Source organism: Bacteroidales bacterium (assembly GCA_021648725.1).
Lineage (GTDB): Bacteria > Bacteroidota > Bacteroidia > Bacteroidales > JAADGE01 > JAADGE01.
This window is the reverse complement of the sequence record JAKISF010000038.1, coordinates 1-18,687: the sequence shown is the minus strand read 5'-3', so window position 1 is coordinate 18,687 and position 18,687 is coordinate 1. Positions and strand designations below refer to the sequence as shown.

The following is an 18,687-nucleotide window of genomic DNA, read 5'->3' as shown; positions in this document are numbered from 1 at the left end:
ATAAAGTGTTATTGATTAATTATTATATTGATAAAAATTAAATAACTTTATTTTACAGTTACCGTAAAACCATATTGCTGTACCATATAAACTGATACAACAATGTTAATAGATTTTAAGATGCTTAATTTAAAGTATATAAATTTATCAAAGTTTAATCAGAATCAGCAATACTTTCAAGCTCTTTAGATTTTTTCCACGGAGGAAATAACCATAACAGAAATCCTAAAATAACAAACGGAATAATAAGCCAAAAAATTCCCATTAGAGCACCCTCCATTCCTATAAGTCCTAATTTAAAGCTGGTAAACCCGTAAAAACTTTTTGAAAAAAGTTGACCTCCTATAACAACATTCCATCTCATAAAGAAGATACCGACTAAAACTAATGTTCCGATAGTTAAATATATGATTTGTCTGATTTTTGCTTTTGGTTTATAGAACTGAAGAACAGCTAATGTTACCATAGGAACAAGCATTCCTAAAGAAACTTGCATAATAAGCAAAGTAATATTCAGTTTTCCGGAAACTAACAAAGATATTATTTCAAATGATTCTTCAGCTTCATAAATACGATGTACTTGATCTAAACCTTCTAAAACAAAATCAATAATTAATGCATAAAACAAAAATTTAGCAATTGTATCAACAGCTAACATATCAAGCTTTACTTTCCTGATGTACGAAAGCAGCATATACACAAGCATTACAAGTGCTATTCCTGAAACCATTGCCGAAAATAAGAATATAACCGGCATCATAACAGTTGACCACCAAGGATTTGCCTTTACAGAACCAAAAATAAAGCCGACATATCCGTGCAATAAAAATGCTGACGGAATACCGATAACCGTAACAATATACCCAAGTTTTTTATCTAGTTTCAATGCTTTAGGAGAAATATCTGTTATACCTAAGGTAAGTATTTTGTACATAATCTTCTTCAGCCCTTTGCTTTCTTTTGCCCATATTACCATATCTGCACGATAATCATACCAAATTTCTAAAAGTAAAACAACCATCAAATACCAAATATATACAAACCCGAAAATTGCCATTGCAGATGTTAAATGCGGCGTTATCATAATTTCATAGAACCTAAAAGGTTTCCCTAAATGTGTTATTAAAGGCATTGTTGCCACCAACATAAAGGCTAAGGCTGTTAATAATGATATAACATAAGTCGGCTTTAATGCTTTCACATTAAAAACCCTATTCAAAGAAGCTAAAATAAATGCTCCTGCAACTAACCCGGTTATATAAGGATACAGAACAATTCCGAGCGACCAACTTAATTCTATTTCATTCGGATAAATAAAACCGTCAACTTTTGACAATGCATCGTATAAATGATCAAATTCTTTCATATTACCTAACCTCTTGATTTAATGAATTATAAAATAACTTACTCCCGGTATTCAGGTGTGATTTTAAAACATGGCAAGTATGTTCTTTCAAAAATTTAAACAACTCTCCTTCTTTATCTCGTAAATCGCCGAATATTCTTGCACCTGTCGGACACGCATCCATACAAGCAGGATTTAGTCCTTTTTTTAATCTGTGATAACATAATGTACATTTATCAACTACATTTTTTTCAGGGTGAACATAACGAGCCCCGTACGGACAAGCTTGCACACAATATCGGCAACCTATGCAGTAGTTTTGATCAACGAGAACAATACCGTCGTCAGTTTCAAATGTAGCTCCTACCGGACACACCTGAACACAGGGTGCTTGCGAACAGTGATTACACATTTTAGGAACAAAGAATGATTTAAAAATATCTTCATCTGGAACTGATTGAGTAAACCCGTCTATTCCTCCGTTCGGAGACTCAACTTTTATTTCTCCGTCATTTTTTATTGTATATTGTTCAACCCAAGATCGGAAATAAAACGGCTCACGCGGAACATCATTTTCATTTTTACAAGCTCTTGCACAGCTTCCGCAACCGATACATTTTTCTATATCAATAGCTATACCGTACCACGGTCCTGCACCTTCAGGTTCTTTTGATGCATATAAAACAGCTGTAAACGGCTGTAAAACAGTTGCAGCAAATACTCCGCCGATTCCTATTCCGGCAGCTTTTAAAAATTCACGTCTTGATTTTTTCTCTTCTTTTTTTGTTTTCATTGAATTATAGGATTATGCGGATTTTCATGACATTCAATACACTTCTCAGCACCATTGTCAATCAAGTGTTCTTGAATATCTATTTGATTAATTACAGTAGTCGGTCTTGCAGCATTTTTTGTATGGCACCACTTACAGTTTGTTACACCGTCAGGTTTTTCAATATCATTTGCTTCTCCGCTTAAAATGTGTTTATAACCCGGGCCGTGGCAAACTTCACACTTCACAGAAATATGGACACTCGAATCTCTTTCTGCAATTTTATCATCATGACATTCGAAACATGATTTATCTCCGGTATGCCTTATTTCTCTGTCCATATTTTCTTCTAACGCATTTCCTCTGTAAAACCCTTTCTCACCGAAAGATTCGGGAGTTAAGAAATGTCGGGCAGTTAAAAAAAGAATAATAATTACAGCAAACAATATTAGAGGTCGTCTTATTTGTAATGGCATAGTTTAATGCTTTTAGTTGATTAAGAACATATTACAGAAAACTGATTTTATAGAAATATCCTTCCTTTGTTGAAGTTTTCAATTTTCTGCTGTGCAATGTATAGATATATTTTGTTGTCTGAAAAAAAATATTAGCTATTTTGTTGAATAAGAAAATTAATCTTGACAAATATCAAAGTGTCTGATTATTAATGAATTGATATATATAAATACTTCTATTTGTATAAAATGCGTTTATAAAACAGTGTTACCGTAGTACTCGGCATTTTTTATACAACCGAGAAATAAAAGAAGATTAAAATTTTATGAATTATACTGTTTGAAAATTTAAATATGAAAATGCTCAGTGAAAAAATTCTGATATTATACACAGTAATGCAAATGTATTATAATTTAATCCTGTATTACAGAACAAAGTTTGTTTACTCTGTTTATTTTGCAGAATTTATTAATCTTATAAAATTAGTTAATTCTCGTTTTACTACTTTTTAACACTACTGCCTATAAATAAAAAACCGCTGATTATATCAGCGGTTTAAGTGACCCCTCTGAGGCTCGAACTCAGGACCCACGCCTTAAAAGGGCGTTGCTCTACCAACTGAGCTAAGAAGTCATTTTAGGGTTTGCTTTTAAAGCGGATGCAAAGGTAAAATCAAAATTTTATTTTCCAAAAAAAATAAAAACTTTTTTTAAATTTTTTATTGTTCAAATAAAGTTCTCTCGATAAAATTTCTGTAATCTCTTTCTGAGCGAACGATTAAATCATATGCCTCTTCTTTATTATAAGTATGGGTTATCTCACATCTGTGTTTATGTTTACCCGGCATATCTTTGTATGTTAAAAAATAATGTTTCAATCTGTCAACTACTGCTTTCGGGCAATCACTTATATCTTTATAATCTCCGTAAACGGCATCACCTTTTAAAACCGCAATAATTTTATCGTCAGCTTCATTTCCGTCTATCATTCTAAATCCTCCTATAGGTCTTGCCTGTACCAAAATATCACCGTGTGTGATTTCCTTTTCTGTAAGAATACAAATATCTAAGGGGTCGCCGTCACCAATTATCTCAGGTCTTTTTAATTTTTCTCTGCTTACTTCGGCAAGTTGATTTCCGCAATATGTTTGCGGAATAAAACCATATAAGGCAGGTAAAATACTTGAAAACTTTTGCGGTCTGTCAATTGTCAGGTAACCGCTTGTCTTATCTACTTCATATTTAACCGTATCCGTAGGAACCATTTCAATAAAACTTGTCACTATTTCGGGTGAATTTTCTCCTATTTCAATGCCGTGCCAAGGATGAGATTTATATCTTAAACCCATTAAGGTTCCAATCGGATCAAGTGCTTTTTTTTGCATTATTACTTATTTATATCCATTAAGTATTGTAATATCTTACAAAAGTAAAGAAATTAAATTGTTAAAACCAAATTAACGGATTTAAACTGTATATACTATAAATTTTCACTTAATTCAAGCCATCGCATTTCTTTATCATCAATTAATTCTTTTATAAATATAAGCCTCTTCGATTTTTCTGCTAACTTATTATCTTCAAAATTTCCTGTATTAATGTATTCTTCAATATTGTTTTTTTCATTCCCTAATGTTTTCAACTCACTTTCAAGTTGTTCAAACTCAAATCTTTCTTTATAAGTTAATTTTTGCTTTTTTTCTGTATGTTTTTTATTTGAACTTATTTTATTCTCAGCCGACTTTTCTCTTTTTTTCTCTTTTTCTTTATTAATCAAATAATGATTATATGCGGAATAATTCCCCGGGAAGTTTTTAATTATACCGTTTCCTTCGAATATAAATAAAGTTTCTGCAACTTTGTCAAGAAAATATCTGTCGTGAGACACAATTATTACTGTTCCTTTAAATTTTCTGAGGTAATCTTCCAATACATTTAAAGTCATTATATCCAAATCATTAGTAGGCTCATCCAAAATTAAAAAATTCGGATTTTTCATTAAAACCGTCATTAAATATAATCTGCGTTTTTCTCCTCCGCTTAATTGAGATACATAATTATAATGCATACTTCGAGGAAATAAAAAATACTCTGCAAATTGACCCGCTGATATTTCATGGTTTTTACCTAATGAAATAACCTCTGCTATATCTTTTATTACTTCAATTAAATGTTTATTCTCATCTAAATTATTAACTGATGATTGCTCAAAAAAACCGACAGAAACTGTTTCTCCTGTTTCCAAATAACCGCTGTCCGGTTGTACTTTATTCGTTAATATATTTAAAAATGTACTCTTCCCTACTCCGTTATTCCCAAAAATACCAATTTTCTCACCTTTTACGAATTTATAAGAAAAGTCATTTACCAAATTCAGTTTATCATAACTTTTTTTAATATTGTATATATCAATTAATTTCTTTCCCAAACGTTTTCCCTCAACATCAATACTTACAGCCTGAGTATCAATTTTCTTATTTGCATCTTCTTTTATTTTATAAAAATTATCAATCCGACTTTTAGCTTTTGTTGCTCTTGCTTGCGGTTGGCGGTTCATCCATTTGCTTTCTTTTATTAATAAGTTCTTTGCCTTTTCAATATTTGCATTAGTTATTTCAATTCTTTCAGTTCTTTTCTTTAAATAATGTAAGTAATTTCCTTTGTATCTGAATATTTGATTATCATCAATTTCTAATATTACATTACAAACCTTATCTAAAAAATACCTGTCGTGTGTAACTAAAAATACAGTTATTTCAGATTTTGCCAAGTATTCTTCAAGCCATTCAATCATCTCGAAATCAAGATGATTTGTAGGTTCATCCAAAATTATAAAATCAGGTTTGCTTAATAAAACATTTGCTAATGCCAAACGTTTTCTTTGCCCGCCGGATAAAACACTTACTTTTTTCTCAAAATCAGTAATTTTCAATTTTGTGAGAATTAATTTTATTTCTCGTTCAAAGTCCCAAGCATCTTCTCTGTCCATTGTTTCAACAGCTTTCTGTATCATACTTTCATCTTCTGACAACATAGCTTGTTCGTAGTCTTTGATAATTTTTGAAATTTTATCAGAAGATTCAAAAACTTGATCAATAACTGTTTTGCTTCCTTCAAAAACCGGCTCTTGTATTAAATATGCCGTCGAAATATCTTTGTTTAAGCCGGATTTTCCTGAATCTGCAATATCATTTCCCGTTATTATATTCAGTAAAGTAGTTTTTCCGGCACCGTTTTTTGCAATTAATGCACATTTATCTTTTTTATTTATTACAAAAGAAATGTTTTCAAATAGTGTCTTATTCCCGTATGATTTGGAAAGATTTTCAACCTGTAAATAAGTCATTGTTTTGTTTTTCAATTTTGGTCAAAATTATATTTTTTTTTCAGAGTTTTGTCTAAAACAATAAATTAGAAATATATATTTTCAAAATTCAAGAATCATTATAAAAAACAAATAATTTTTCGTAAAATTGTATTCAAATTAAACAGTAAAATATGTTAAAAAAGATTTCTGAATTATATGACAGAATTCAGGCAAAAGAAAACATAAAAAAACTAGTATTAGCTGCCGCAGCCGACGACCATTCATTAGATGCAGTTTTTTCGGCAAAATCAAAACAAATTATTGAGCCGATATTAGTAGGCGATAAAAATGAAATCAGAAAACTATGTAACGATAACGGTTATGATTTAAAAAATATTGAACTTATTCATACCTCAAACAAATCCGAAGCTGTTAAAAAAAGCATTCAATTAATTAAATCCGGCGGTGCAGATATTTTAATGAAAGGAAATGTAGGAACGGCAACTTTATTAAAAGGGGTGTTAAATGATGAGTGGGGTTTAAAAATCGGAAATCTTTTATCTCACTTTGCATTTTTTGAGCTTCAAAATTATTATAAACTAATAGGCTTAACAGATGTTGCAATGAATATTGCTCCGACATTAAAAGAAAAAGCCGGCATTATTCAAAACGCGGTAAACTATATGCTTAAAATTGGATACAAAGAACCCAAAGTTGCCGTAATAGGAGCAGTTGAAACTGTTAATGAAAAAATGACTGCAACAATTGATGCTGCTATTCTTTCGAAAATGGCACAACGTAATCAAATACCTGATTGTATTATTGACGGACCTCTGGCTTTTGATAATGCCATGAGTAAAGAAAGTGCCAAGCATAAAAAAATAATATCGGAAGTTGCCGGGGAAGCTGATTTATTATTGATGCCTAATATTGAAGCAGGCAACGTTTTATACAAATCATTTTCATATACCGGAGGAAAACTTGCAGCAGTAATTTTAGGTGCAAGTGCTCCTATAGTATTAACATCTCGTTCAGATTCAGAAGAATCCAAATTAAACAGTATTGTATTAGCCGCTGTTTCTTAAATTATATTTTTAAAATATTAAAGCTAAAGCCATGAATATATTTGAACACATGAAAAAGAATAACAGCAGAGAACTGTTATTTTTTGAAGAAGAAAGTTTGCGACTAAAAGCAATTATTGCAGTTGACAGTATAATACTAGGACCTGCAAATGCTTCCGCTAAGTTATTTGAATATAAAAATGAAGATGATGCAATTTCCGATGCCTTAGATATCGCTTATTACAATTCACTGAGGGCTTCATTACTAAGAAGAAGCATGGGCGGAGCAAGTATTGTTTTAATAGGAGATCCGGGAAAGGTAAAATCAGAAATGTATTTTAGAGCATTAGGTGTGTTTTTAAACCGATGGAACGGTAAGTTGTTTATGTCTATCAGTAAAGGTATTTCATATCAAGATATGAACTTTGTAGGAAGAGAATCAAAATATACAATCGGGATTGAGGAAAGCCATGGCGGATTGGGAAAAATATATGTAAACAGAGCAAAAGGAATTATTAAAGGGCTAAAGGCAGCAACAAAACACAAATTAAATTCAGGGTCGTTAAAAGGATTAAAAGTTGTTGTTCAAGGAATAGGAGATTTAGGCTCTGAACTTGTAAAAGAATTAATTAAAGAAGAAGCACAAATTACAATAACTGATAAAATTTATGACAGAATTAAAGTTATTCAGGATAATGTTAAAAACATCAGTATTGAAAAACCTGATAAAATATATGATGTTGAATGTGATATTTTTTGTTCATGTGCAACCGAAAAACTAATCACAACAGAAAACATAAAACGAATTAAAAGCAAAATACTTACCGGAGGAACAAACCAACCGTTAAAAAATCCTAAAGATATATCAATATTAAAACAAAATAACGTTCTTTACATTCCCGGGTATATAATAAACGGAGGAGATATTATTCAGATGTCAAACGAAATTGAAGGATACGGTTCTGAAAAAGTTGAGTGTGAATTAAATGACATTTACAGTAATACATTTAGTTTATTAAAAGAATCGGAAGAAAAAGGAGTAGCTTTATGTGAATTATCAACTCAAAAAGCAGAAGAATATGTAACAAACGTGTCAGCAATTAAAATGTTGAAATAACATTCCGTAAAATATTATATATTCATCTTAACAAAAAATTCATCTTATAAAGTGACTAAGAAATTTAACAAAAAATATTTTATTCTATTTATTGTCTTTTTCAGTTTTGCCTCACTTAAAGCTCAACATGATTCAGATTCTTTAAAAAATATTCTTTTAATTTGGAATTTGGAAGATAACTTTACAAAGAACAACATTCAACTTGAAGACAGCTCTGCAGAAACTTTTCATAACTCAAGCGATGAAGAAAAATGGAGTATATTAACTTCTAATCTAGGAAACTTCGGCTCTGCAAATATATCTGATATTTTCATTAAAAGAGATGACGATTTTAACCGAGATTTCCTATTTAGTTCTCCTTATTTTATCTTCTTAAAAAATTCCGGAAATGTTAATTACTACAATACTCGCCGCCCTTATACAGCTGTAATGCATACAACATCAACAAAAATAAGAAACTTACAAACTATTAATTTTACTCATACACAAAATATAAATCCAAATTTTAATGTCGCTGCAAATTTTGATTTTTTAACATCAAAGGGACAAACAGATTTTCAGGAAACAAAAGTTAATACTTCTGTAATTACATTAAACTATAATAAAAACAGATACTTTTTACATGCTTCTTTTGTCTTTAATAAAATAAACAATGAAAACAGCGGAGGTTTTATTGATTCATTAGGCAGTGATACAAAATTTCCCCCTCCGAATATGACAGAAGCAAATATTTCACTTAACAATCAAGAAATATCCGCAACTCAACAATATAGGTTCGGTCAATACAAAAATATATCTTACAGAGATACAATTATGAAAGTATTAGAACCAAAAATAAGCTTATCGCACAACTTAGTACTATATAAAAAATACAGGCTTTATTCCGACACGGAAATACCGCGTTCCGAAACAACCTCAGGAAGCGGATTATATAACAATTTTTTCTATAACGAAGAGTTTACGTCTGATTCAATTTCATTAACGGGTATTTCAAACAAAATAAAACTGGGCAGCGAACAAGTTTTTGAAGAAAAAAACAAATTCGGATTCTCAATTATTTTAGAGGCAGATTTGAAAGAATATTATAACTTCAAAGATTACATAATTCTTGAAAACAGCAATGTGTTTTTTGAAAATAATGTTACAGCTAAAATATTCTCTGAAAAATTCTTAAATTCCGAAACATTTTTTTTTGTAAAATATTATTATACCGGTTTCAGAAAAAATGATTTCAGAACAAAGTTTGATTTAATTAAAGTTTTTAAGGTATTAAAAAGCCCTGTTTTATTTAACATCAATTTTGAATATACAAACTACAAACCTGACTATTTTAAACAAAATTATTACTCAAATCACTTTTTTTGGGAAAATGAACTTGAAAAAATAAAAGAATATGAAGGCTTAATTAGCTTTAAATCAGAAAAATACAAAACACAAGCTTCTTTCAATACATCTGCGATATATAATTACACATTTCTTGAACCTGCAAAAGGTTTTTTGCAATATGATTCTATAATTTTTATTTTAACGGCAAATTTAAAGAAAGATTTCTCGCTTAATAAATTCAAGATTTCAAATAATATTTATTGGCAAAAATCTTCAAATGAAAATAAAATTCCGCTGCCTCAATTAGCCTTATTGCATTCAACATCAATAAAATTTCAATACAAGGATGCCTTATTAACTTATTTGGGCTACGAAGTTTATTTTTCTTCAAAATATAAAGTATTAAACTTTAATTCAGCAATAGGGCAGTTCTATTCTGAGGGTATTAACTCGCCCGTAATCGGGAATTATCCTTTTGTAGGAGTTTTTATGAATTTAAAAATAAAGAAAAATGTTTTACTTTCTTTTAAATTTCAGCATATTAATTCCGGACTTTTAAATGTAAAATATCCCGTTCAAATTAATCATTATCCGGTTTACGGAAGATTATTCAAGTTCTCAATTCGTTGGACTTTTAAAAATTAGTCATTTTGTCTTTCAATAAATCTGCAAATATTCTTCAGTCCGCACTCTTTACAATTCGGTCTTTTTGCTTTGCAAACATATCTTCCGTGTAATATCAACCAATGGTGTGCAAGAGGAATTATATCTTCCGGAAAATGTTTAACTAACTCTTTTTCGGTAGTAAGAGGTGTTTTTGAGTTTGTTGTTAACCCTATCCTTTCAGAAACTCTGAAAACATGAGTATCAACCGCCATTGTAGGCTTATTGTAAATTACTGATGCAATAACATTTGCTGTTTTTCGACCTACTCCCGGTAATTTTTGAAGCTCATCAATATCCGAAGGAATTTTATTATCAAAATCATTTACTAACATTTTTGCCGTTTCTACAAGATATTTTGCTTTATTATTCGGATACGAACAAGATCTGATATATTCAAAAACTTCTTCTTTATCTGCCTCTGACAAAACTTTTGCATCTGTAAATCTTTTAAAAAGATCAACGGTAATAATATTAACACGTTTATCTGTGCATTGTGCCGATAAAATTACCGCAACTAATAATTCATAAGGGTTATTATAATTCAATTCTGTTTCGGCAACAGGCATATTTTTTTGAAAATATTCTATAAGTTTTTTGTATCGTTCTTTTTTTGTCATTTTTAAACAAATAAAAAAGTTTCTGTCCGGAGAATACCGAGCAGAAACTTATATATTAAAAACAAAGTTTTATTTATTAGAGAAATAAAAACCTAATGTAACTGAATGATAACCGTTACGAAGTAATAATTTTGAAGACTCAGCTTCTGATAAAGCTTTCGGAACCATATTAGCAAATCCGAGCCCGAAATTATAACCTATTTGAAAATTGCTGTAACCGAAACCGAAACCGGCATTTACTCCGTAATCAAAAGCCATAATATCGTCAGAAGATGATTTTCCGAGTTTTATTCTCGGATTATACATTTCAAGATTTCCGTTAGTATCTGCTAAAAAATTATCAACCGCTTCATAATTATATTGTATTCCTCTGTAAGAAGCAGATGCATACGGGCCTGCCGAACCGTAAACATATCCTTCTCCTCTTCTGTCAAAGAAATATTTATATTTTATTTCAAGCGGAATATGAATAGTATGAAAGTACATTCCTATGCTGTCATTATGAGATGAATAACCGCTGCTTCTGGCTTGTAAACCAAATTGCAAATATAATTGTCTTTCTATCAAAATGTTCTCAAAATTAAAACCTGCTTGATACATTATACGGAAATTTAAATCTTCTTTATTTAAAATTTTATCACCGGCAATACTGTCAGTTCTTATTCTGAAATCGGAAACACCGCCTCCGATAATTATTCCTATATTACTTTGAGACATTGATGTAAATGTCATTAAAATTCCCGTAAAAAAAATCAGCAATTGTTTTTTCATAATTATAATATATAGTTAGAAATATGAACCTGTAAATATAAAGTTTTTTTAAAATTTGAAAAATTATTAGTCTTCTTCAAGCCATTTTTTTGATAAAAGGTTTAATTTCAGGGCTAAGTTAATAGTTTTTTCAGCTCTTTTCACAACCGGAGGGTCAATCATTTTTGAACCTATTGAAATTACGCCCAAACCTTTTTCTGTTGCTTCATTGAATGCTTTAATAATTTTTTTTGCTCTGTCGATTTCTGATTGTTCGGGAGCAAAACTTTCATGTATGGGCATTATTTGGCGAGGATGAATACAACCTATACCTTCAAACCCTAACATTTTACTTTCTTTTACTGTATTTCGTAAACCATCTTCATCGGCAACATCAGAAAAAACTGAATCTATAGGTTGAATTCCGGCGGCTTTACATGCATTAACTAAACGAGTTCTCGCATATAATGATTCTTTGCCCTCTTTGGTTCTTTTTACTCCCAAATCTGCCGTAAAATCTTCAAGCCCTATTGCCAATGCAACAACATTTTCTGATGAACTTGCAATTTCAAAAGCATTTTCAATTCCGAGAGCACTTTCAATAATAGGCATAAAATAAACAGGGTAATCAAAGCCGTGTTTTTTTCTTTCTTTTTCAATTTCTTCTTCAACTTGAAGAATTTGATTTGCACTTTCACATTTCGGAATTAGAATTAAGTTAACATAATGTGATGCAACATATTTAACATCCTCTAAGCCCATGGGTAATTGGTTGATTCTCACCATTCTCTCGGCTCCGTAGAAATCAATGCTTCTTAATGCATTACGAACAATCAATCTTGCTTCTGCTTTTTTTGAGGGTGCAACTGAGTCTTCAAGGTCTAATATAATACCGTTTGCACCGTGTACTCCGGCATTAAGCATCATTTTCGGAGAGTTTCCCGGAAGGTATAATCTTGAAAATCTGAAATCGCCTTTTTTTGTACTGTATTTATTTTCGTCAAGTATATCAAGCAAAAACTCCTTATCTGTTTCTATTGCTTGCTTAACAGCAGCTTCGATTCTTGCAGCAATTGTGAAATCAAGAGCTCCCGTGTCTTGTATTTTTATATTTGCATTTTTTATTCCGAAGAAATTTAGTTCTTCTTTACACAGTTTCTTAATAGAGTCACCGTACAAACCTGCAACTTTACTTATTAATTCAATATTAATTCCGTTGTTTTTTGTTATTTCTAAAGTAACAAAACAATCCGACCTTGTTTTCGGATTATTATCTCCTGCCGTATATACTTTTTTATTCATTGTTTTAAACTATATGGCTTTTATAATATCAATAAAACTTTCAGCATTTAGTGATGCTCCTCCGATTAAACCTCCGTCAACATCAGGCTGAGCAAATATTTCTTTTGCATTTGAAGGTTTAACGCTTCCGCCGTATAAAATTGTTAAATTTTCGGCAATATTATTTCCGTATTTTGTTTTAACAATTTTTCGAATAAACTCATGCATTTCTTGTGCTTGCTCTTTTGAAGCCGTTACACCTGTACCTATTGCCCAAACCGGTTCATAAGCAATTACAACTTTTGCAAAATCACTCTCGGACAGATGAAATAAGCCGTCAGAAATTTGAGTTTCAACAATATTAAAGTGATTACCGGCTTCTCTTTGTTCAAGCATTTCACCGCAACAAAAAATCGGAGTTAAGTTATTTGCTAATGCTTGGTTTACTTTTTTAAATAAAGTTTCGGAGGTTTCGTTATAATATGCTCTTCGTTCCGAATGCCCTAAAATTACTGCCCCGCAACCTAACATTTTTAACATTTCGGCAGAAACTTCTCCCGTATATGCTCCTTTATCTTCTGCGGCACAGTTCTGAGCAGAAACCTTAATGTTGTCATTATCAATAACTTGCTTTACAAAAGTTAAATGAGTGAAAGGCGGAGCAATAATAACTTCAACTTCTTCCCTTAAACTGAAATCTTTTAAACCTTTATTTATATCAGAAGCCAATGATACGCCTTCTCTTAATATCGTGTTCATTTTCCAGTTTCCGGCAACTATTTTTTTTCTCATATTCTTATTTTTTAAAATCGTTTAAATCAATATTTTTATAATGCTGCTTATCAATTATAACAGCATCTTTAAGAACAACGAAACCGGGATTTGCTCTTATAAATGTTTTTAACATTTTATAATCTCCCGTACATATTTTAATATACTTAGGCAAACGTTCTTTGTAAATTTGAATTTCTGAAGATTCAGAAGAAGTAAAACAATAAAAATTGATATTATTTTGTTTCGCAAAATAAGAAATATCTTTAATCTTATTATCTAATTTTTTAATTCCTTTCTCAAAATTATGAAGAATTAAAATAAAAGAGGTTTCCGTGTTATTTAAAATTTGTTCCGTTAAATCTCTACCTGACAAATTGTTTAAAAAGAAATCATGTATAGACGGTTCATAACCTTTTGATATTAATTTTGTAATTGTTGTATCATATTCCCAAGTCAAAGTATCCTCATAGGGTATATTGTCAATCGAGAATTCTTTGCTTTCTCCGGTTTGTAAATTTTTATAAAATAATGCCGTTTCATATACATCTTTTTCTGCATCTTCGGGTGTTGATGATGCTTCTTTTATATTCACTCCAATTTTGAACGGTCTGAAATCAATTAATGGTAAGTTAACAAGATTATGAAACTGAAAAGAGAAAACAGCTATTAGAAAAATAACGGTATTAATACTTGCTTTTTTAATACTGTATTTTGAAGTTACTTTCTTTCTGTTAATAAAGAACAGTAAAACGAAAGCTAATAAAACTACGTTTTTCCAAAATGTTTGCCAGTTAGTAAGTTTTATTGCATCACCGAAACAACCGCAATCTGTTACAGGATTTGCAATTGCAAGCCAAAAAGTTAAAGGTGTGAAAATTATTAAGAAAAGTAATGCTGTCCAAGAAGTTAGTTTCGGGAAAAGGTTAAAAATTAACATTAAACCGATTACAAGCTCTGCCGCATTTAATAAAATTGAGAAAGTTAAAGCAACAGGCATTAAAAAATCTAAACCCATTGCACCAAAATAATCTTCAAACTTTATTTGAGTTCCTATCGGGTCAACTGATTTTACAAACCCGGAAAAAGCGAAAACTACTCCTGTAATTATTCTGCTGATTGTTATTAATGTTTTCATTTTTTTTCAATTACCATTTTTATCATTGCAAAAACTGCATAATTTATCATATCAAAATAGTTAGCATCAACATTTTCAGATATTAATGTTTTGCCCTTATTGTTTTCAATTTCTTTTGTTCTGAATATTTTCATTAAAATCAAATCGGTAAAAGAACTTACTCGCATACTTCTCCATGCTTCGTCATAATCATGATTTTTTTTAAACATAAGTTCCTTTGCTTCAGTGAAGTATTTCACATAAAGTTTTGTTGCAAGTTCAACATCCATATTTACATCTTCGCTTGTTCCGAGTTCTATTTGTATCAATGCTATTATTGAATAATTTATTATTCCTATATATTCCGGAACTATTCCTTCATCAACTTTTTGCTCGGTTGTTGTTTCAAGTGTTCTTATTCGTTGTGCTTTTATATATATTTGGTCCGTAAGAGAACTTGTTCTTAAAATACGCCAAGCCGTGCCGTAATCTTGCAATTTTTTCACAAAAATATCTTCACATATTTTTTTTACTTCATCGTATTGCTTATTTGTATCGGGCATTATTTTATTTTTGTTCAAAATTAAATATTTTTTGCTTTCTGCAAAAAGCAAAATTTGATATAAATTGCTTTTCACAAAAAGCATTTAATGTAATTTTACATTAATCATCCGAAAAATGCTTAAGCAACCTTCTGTATGAAGAAAAAACATTTGCTCTTGAAACAAATCCCGCATATTTTCCTTTATCCAAAACAACAATATTAAATAAACCACTTTTTTGTATTTTCTGTGCAATATTTTCCATGCTTTCGCTTAACTCTATATGAATCAATGGCTTAAACATTAAATTGCTTGCAAATACAGTTTCGTATTTTTCTTCGTCAAAAATAACGTCTTTAAAATTTGCTATCGTAATAATTCCCAAAAACATATTATTATCATCAACAACAGGAAAAATGTTCCGTTCTGATTTTATAAATGCCTCTTTAATTTCTTTTAAATTAGTTTCGGGTTTTAAAACGTAAAAGTTTTTTTCAATCAACTTATCAATTCTCATCATTGAAAGTACATTTTTGTCTTTATGATGTGTCATTAACTCACCTCTTCCGGCTAATTGTATTGTATAAACAGAGTTTTTATGGAAAATTCTGGCGGTTGCAAACGAAATTGTCGAAACAACCATAAGCGGAATAAATAATCCGTAGCCTCCCGTTAAATCACCGATTAAAAAAATAGCAGTAAGCGGTGCATGTAAAACACCGGCAATCATTCCTGCCATTCCTACCATTGCAAAATTTTCTTTTTGAAGTGTTCCTACACCAAAAATGCTCATAATAAAAGTAAAGAACAATCCGGTATTTGCACCCGTAAATAATGTAGGAGCAAAGATTCCGCCAATTCCTCCTGCACCGAAAGTAACAGAAGTTGCAACAACCTTAAGCAATATTATTATAAGAAACAGAATCAATATAATATACTTATTATCAGAGAAATCACCAAAAATATGATTGTCATGTAAATAGTCAAATTTACCGTGCAAAGCTGAATTTGTAACTTCATAGCCTTCACCGTAAAAGAAAGGAAAGAAATATATTAATACTCCGAGTATTATTGCTCCCGCAAACAGCCTGATGTATATTCTTTTAAATCGTGAAAAAAGTTTTTCAATAAATACATATACATATGTGAAATATGATGCGACTAATCCGGTTAAAATTCCGAGCAACAAATAATACGGCAAATCGCTCATAACGAATGCCGTTTTTAAATCGAAAGGGTAAATAACACCTAACCCGAAAAGGAAATATGAGGACAGAGCACCCGTTACCGAAGATATAAGTATAGGAATTACGGTGTACATAGTGAGGTCTATCATTATTACTTCCAAAGCAAAAACAATACCTGCCAAAGGAGCTTTAAATATTGCAGACATTGCTCCGGCTGCTGCTGCTCCGAGTAACAACATTCTTTGCTTGTAACTTAAATGAAATATTTTTCCGAGATTTGAACCGTATGCGGCACCCGTTGCTACCGTGGGACCTTCCAAACCGACCGACCCCCCGAAACCGACCGTAAAAGCACTTGTTATTATTGAAGAAAAAAGATTATGCGGTTTCATAAAACCGTGTTTCTTTGAAATAGCATACAATACACCCGGAATACCGTGTTCAACTTTTTTCTTAATAAGGTATTTGATAAAGATTACTGTAAGGAAAATTCCGATAGCGGGAAAAATAATGTATAAAAAATAGCGTGTTTCTTCAAAAACAGGACTTTTAAGAAGTAATTGAATGAGATGAACGGCACCTTTAATCGTAAAAGCAATAATTCCCGAAAGCAAACCTATAATTGCAGACAGAAACATAATGAACTGTTTGTCAGGGAGATGCCTAATTCTCCATTTTAACAATTTAAATGTATAACGGTGCATCATTTTTTTGTACCGACTTCTGAAACCTGATATTTCTGATTTGGAATCATTCATGCGAAATAGTTACTAAAAGTTTCCGGTATTCATTGAACATTCTTGATTTTGAAACAAATCCTATGTACCTATTATTTTCCGTAACAGGTAAATTCCATGAGTCGGTTTTGTTAAATTTATTAATAACTGATTTCATTTTTTCTGATTTCTCAATAATTGCAGGAGGAATTCTCATTAAGTCGTGTGCAAATGTATTATCATAATATGAATTATCAAACATAATTTCTCGAATATCATCTAATAATAAAATTCCGAAAAGTATTTTTTCAGGATATAAAAACGTAATGTTCTTTTTAAGTCAGGCATTTTAACTTTTTTCTAACTGTAAAAATAGCGTAAAGATTAAACAATCAATACGCTGTTAATGAATTATTTTAAAGATTTTTTACTTATCTAAATGAACATCCATTTGCGGGAACGGTATTTTGATGTTATTTTCAATAAATTTCTTATATATAATTTTTCTAATATCACTTTTAATACCCTCAATTCTAAATACATCCTCACTAAAAAATAAAATTTGAAAGTTCAAAGATGAATCGGCAAAGTCAAGAAATCTGGCTTCTATTTTATGGTCGTTTGCAACCTTTTTATGTTCCTTTGCACTCTCTTCTAAAATATTAATTACTAAATCAATATCACTACCATAAGCAACTCCGACTTCTACAGAAAATCTTGACATTTCTGATTGATGACTCCAATTAATCACACTATTTGAAGTTATTAAAGAATTAGGAACAATAATAATTATATCTTCACGATTAATAACTTTTGATGTTCTGATACCTATATGTTTAACAATAACAACATCACCATTAATTTCTAATACATCACCAACTTTTATTGACCCTTCTGATAACAATATAATTCCTGAAATAAAATCATTAAAAGTTTGTTGCAAACCCATACCGATACCGACTAAAAGTGCAGCAGAACCGGCAATTAAAACGGTTACATCAATTCCTAATGTTTCTATAATAAAAATAATAGCTACAACCCATGCAAAATATTTAATAAGCTGATATATTGCTAAATAATTGCCCTTTTCATCTTTCCTGTTACGTGTTTTTCGCTTAAATGAAGATTTTACTATCCAAAGCAAAATTTTTGTTCCGAGGAAAATAACAAGTATCAACAATAAGTTACTTAATTTAAAAGTATTTTCATTAATATTAAATAATTCGATGTTTAATATCTCTTTTAATTCTTTCATTTAACTCTGATGAGTATTTTTAAATAATACATTTACTGTTATATTATCTTACTGTTTTTTAGTATATTCAAAATTCGAAATTACGGTAAATCAGGCAACTTCTTTGTTTCATCACTAATTTCTCCTGTTAAAGAAGATAAAAATGCAACTACATCATTAAGTTCTTCTTCCGTAAATTCTTGACCTAATTCCGTAATTGCCATTATTTGAACAGCCTCTTTTAAGTCTTTAACGCTTCCGTCATGAAAATATGGCCATGTTTTTTCAACATTTCTTAATTCTACTTTACTAAGTTAAAATTTCCTGTTTTTCAGCTTGTTTCCTGTAATTTAGGTCAATATCGTATTTTCTTTTCTTGTGTCTTTTTTCCATTTGTTCAAGTCTAATTTCGACATCTTT

The 18,687-nt window shown here is 30.5% G+C and carries 17 protein-coding genes, 1 tRNA gene and 1 pseudogene; 3 read left to right on the top strand and 16 right to left on the bottom strand.

Translation table 11 applies throughout. The features are described 5' to 3' along the window. Positions 1-154: 154 nt before the first annotated feature. The 6 genes from nrfD to L3J35_11980 all read right to left on the bottom strand — a co-directional run bounded on the left by nrfD (position 155) and on the right by L3J35_11980 (position 5,918). Positions 155-1,366, bottom strand: coding sequence for a polysulfide reductase NrfD (gene nrfD / locus L3J35_12005; GenBank protein MCF6366913.1), 1,212 nt, complete (start codon positions 1,364-1,366; stop codon positions 155-157). 1 nt (position 1,367) lies between these two features. Next, a complete protein-coding gene (locus L3J35_12000; protein MCF6366912.1) occupies positions 1,368-2,138 on the bottom strand; it encodes a 4Fe-4S dicluster domain-containing protein in 771 nt (256 codons plus the stop codon). After that, on the bottom strand, positions 2,135-2,593 hold the full coding sequence (locus L3J35_11995; protein MCF6366911.1) for a hypothetical protein: 459 nt from the start codon (positions 2,591-2,593) through the stop codon (positions 2,135-2,137). The genes L3J35_12000 and L3J35_11995 overlap by 4 nt, the downstream gene beginning before the upstream one ends. 540 nt (positions 2,594-3,133) lie before the next feature. Then, a tRNA-Lys gene (locus tag L3J35_11990) sits at positions 3,134-3,206 on the bottom strand. A gap of 85 nt (positions 3,207-3,291) precedes the next feature. Beyond that, on the bottom strand, positions 3,292-3,957 hold the full coding sequence (locus L3J35_11985) for an inorganic pyrophosphatase (GenBank protein MCF6366910.1): 666 nt from the start codon (positions 3,955-3,957) through the stop codon (positions 3,292-3,294). 95 nt (positions 3,958-4,052) lie between these two features. Then, on the bottom strand, positions 4,053-5,918 hold the full coding sequence (locus L3J35_11980) for an ABC-F family ATP-binding cassette domain-containing protein (GenBank protein ID MCF6366909.1): 1,866 nt from the start codon (positions 5,916-5,918) through the stop codon (positions 4,053-4,055). Positions 5,919-6,070: 152 nt separating this feature from the next. Between L3J35_11980 and L3J35_11975 the strand changes: the two genes are divergently transcribed. Genes L3J35_11975 through L3J35_11965 form a run of 3 tightly spaced genes read left to right on the top strand, consistent with a single transcriptional unit; the run spans position 6,071 to position 10,031 of the window. Then, a complete protein-coding gene (locus L3J35_11975) occupies positions 6,071-6,964 on the top strand; it encodes a bifunctional enoyl-CoA hydratase/phosphate acetyltransferase (GenBank protein ID MCF6366908.1) in 894 nt (297 codons plus the stop codon). A gap of 31 nt (positions 6,965-6,995) precedes the next feature. After that, positions 6,996-8,060 carry a hypothetical protein gene (locus tag L3J35_11970; protein MCF6366907.1) on the top strand — a complete coding sequence of 355 codons (1,065 nt, stop codon included), beginning with the start codon at positions 6,996-6,998 and terminating at the stop codon, positions 8,058-8,060. A 51-nt stretch (positions 8,061-8,111) separates the two neighbouring features. Further along, positions 8,112-10,031: a putative porin gene (locus tag L3J35_11965; protein ID MCF6366906.1), complete on the top strand. Its 1,920-nt coding sequence runs from the start codon at positions 8,112-8,114 to the stop codon at positions 10,029-10,031. Here the strand turns inward: L3J35_11965 and nth are convergent. From nth to L3J35_11915, 10 genes and pseudogenes are all read right to left on the bottom strand, one after another. Further along, on the bottom strand, positions 10,028-10,669 hold the full coding sequence (nth, locus tag L3J35_11960) for an endonuclease III (GenBank protein ID MCF6366905.1): 642 nt from the start codon (positions 10,667-10,669) through the stop codon (positions 10,028-10,030). The two genes, L3J35_11965 and nth, sit on opposite strands and share 4 nt — an antisense overlap. Positions 10,670-10,738: 69 nt before the next feature. Then, entirely contained in the window at positions 10,739-11,440 is a 702-nt protein-coding gene (locus tag L3J35_11955; protein ID MCF6366904.1) for a PorT family protein, read from the bottom strand. 66 nt (positions 11,441-11,506) lie between these two features. Beyond that, on the bottom strand, positions 11,507-12,721 hold the full coding sequence (citD, locus tag L3J35_11950; GenBank protein MCF6366903.1) for a citrate lyase acyl carrier protein: 1,215 nt from the start codon (positions 12,719-12,721) through the stop codon (positions 11,507-11,509). A 9-nt stretch (positions 12,722-12,730) separates the two neighbouring features. Beyond that, positions 12,731-13,492: a triose-phosphate isomerase gene (tpiA, locus tag L3J35_11945; protein ID MCF6366902.1), complete on the bottom strand. Its 762-nt coding sequence runs from the start codon at positions 13,490-13,492 to the stop codon at positions 12,731-12,733. Between the two features lie 4 nt (positions 13,493-13,496). After that, on the bottom strand, positions 13,497-14,609 hold the full coding sequence (locus L3J35_11940) for a DoxX family protein (GenBank protein MCF6366901.1): 1,113 nt from the start codon (positions 14,607-14,609) through the stop codon (positions 13,497-13,499). Next, the gene (locus tag L3J35_11935) at positions 14,606-15,151 is read right to left on the bottom strand and encodes a DUF1599 domain-containing protein (GenBank protein ID MCF6366900.1); all 546 of its coding nucleotides are present in this window, start codon (positions 15,149-15,151) and stop codon (positions 14,606-14,608) included. The genes L3J35_11940 and L3J35_11935 overlap by 4 nt, the downstream gene beginning before the upstream one ends. Positions 15,152-15,251: 100 nt before the next feature. Next, positions 15,252-17,075, bottom strand: coding sequence for a chloride channel protein (locus L3J35_11930; protein ID MCF6366899.1), 1,824 nt, complete (start codon positions 17,073-17,075; stop codon positions 15,252-15,254). Continuing rightward, complete coding sequence (locus L3J35_11925; GenBank protein ID MCF6366898.1) at positions 17,068-17,295, bottom strand: CBS domain-containing protein; 228 nt, start codon at positions 17,293-17,295, stop codon at positions 17,068-17,070. Before L3J35_11925 ends, L3J35_11930 begins: the two co-directional genes overlap by 8 nt. A gap of 165 nt (positions 17,296-17,460) precedes the next feature. After that, positions 17,461-18,288 (bottom strand): mechanosensitive ion channel, encoded by an 828-nt coding sequence (locus tag L3J35_11920; protein ID MCF6366897.1) that lies wholly within the window; start codon positions 18,286-18,288, stop codon positions 17,461-17,463. 119 nt (positions 18,289-18,407) lie between these two features. After that, a pseudogene (locus tag L3J35_11915) lies at positions 18,408-18,566 on the bottom strand (cytochrome C biogenesis protein CcsA). Positions 18,567-18,687 lie beyond the last annotated feature (121 nt).

What these genes read in the sequence shown, in the direction of transcription:
- L3J35_11930 (MCF6366899.1), bottom strand. Translation starts at nt 17,075, where the DNA reads ATGAATGATTCCAAATCAGAAATATCAGGTTTCAGAAGTCGGTACAAA.
- L3J35_11935 (MCF6366900.1), bottom strand. Translation starts at nt 15,151, where the DNA reads ATGCCCGATACAAATAAGCAATACGATGAAGTAAAAAAAATATGTGAA.
- L3J35_11995 (MCF6366911.1), bottom strand. Translation starts at nt 2,593, where the DNA reads ATGCCATTACAAATAAGACGACCTCTAATATTGTTTGCTGTAATTATT.
- L3J35_11920 (MCF6366897.1), bottom strand. Translation starts at nt 18,288, where the DNA reads ATGAAAGAATTAAAAGAGATATTAAACATCGAATTATTTAATATTAAT.
- L3J35_12000 (MCF6366912.1), bottom strand. Translation starts at nt 2,138, where the DNA reads ATGAAAACAAAAAAAGAAGAGAAAAAATCAAGACGTGAATTTTTAAAA.
- L3J35_11955 (MCF6366904.1), bottom strand. Translation starts at nt 11,440, where the DNA reads ATGAAAAAACAATTGCTGATTTTTTTTACGGGAATTTTAATGACATTT.
- L3J35_11980 (MCF6366909.1), bottom strand. Translation starts at nt 5,918, where the DNA reads ATGACTTATTTACAGGTTGAAAATCTTTCCAAATCATACGGGAATAAG.
- tpiA (MCF6366902.1), bottom strand. Translation starts at nt 13,492, where the DNA reads ATGAGAAAAAAAATAGTTGCCGGAAACTGGAAAATGAACACGATATTA.
- L3J35_11970 (MCF6366907.1), top strand. Translation starts at nt 6,996, where the DNA reads ATGAATATATTTGAACACATGAAAAAGAATAACAGCAGAGAACTGTTA.
- L3J35_11940 (MCF6366901.1), bottom strand. Translation starts at nt 14,609, where the DNA reads ATGAAAACATTAATAACAATCAGCAGAATAATTACAGGAGTAGTTTTC.
- nrfD (MCF6366913.1), bottom strand. Translation starts at nt 1,366, where the DNA reads ATGAAAGAATTTGATCATTTATACGATGCATTGTCAAAAGTTGACGGT.
- nth (MCF6366905.1), bottom strand. Translation starts at nt 10,669, where the DNA reads ATGACAAAAAAAGAACGATACAAAAAACTTATAGAATATTTTCAAAAA.
- L3J35_11925 (MCF6366898.1), bottom strand. Translation starts at nt 17,295, where the DNA reads ATGTTTGATAATTCATATTATGATAATACATTTGCACACGACTTAATG.
- L3J35_11985 (MCF6366910.1), bottom strand. Translation starts at nt 3,957, where the DNA reads ATGCAAAAAAAAGCACTTGATCCGATTGGAACCTTAATGGGTTTAAGA.
- L3J35_11975 (MCF6366908.1), top strand. Translation starts at nt 6,071, where the DNA reads ATGTTAAAAAAGATTTCTGAATTATATGACAGAATTCAGGCAAAAGAA.
- citD (MCF6366903.1), bottom strand. Translation starts at nt 12,721, where the DNA reads ATGAATAAAAAAGTATATACGGCAGGAGATAATAATCCGAAAACAAGG.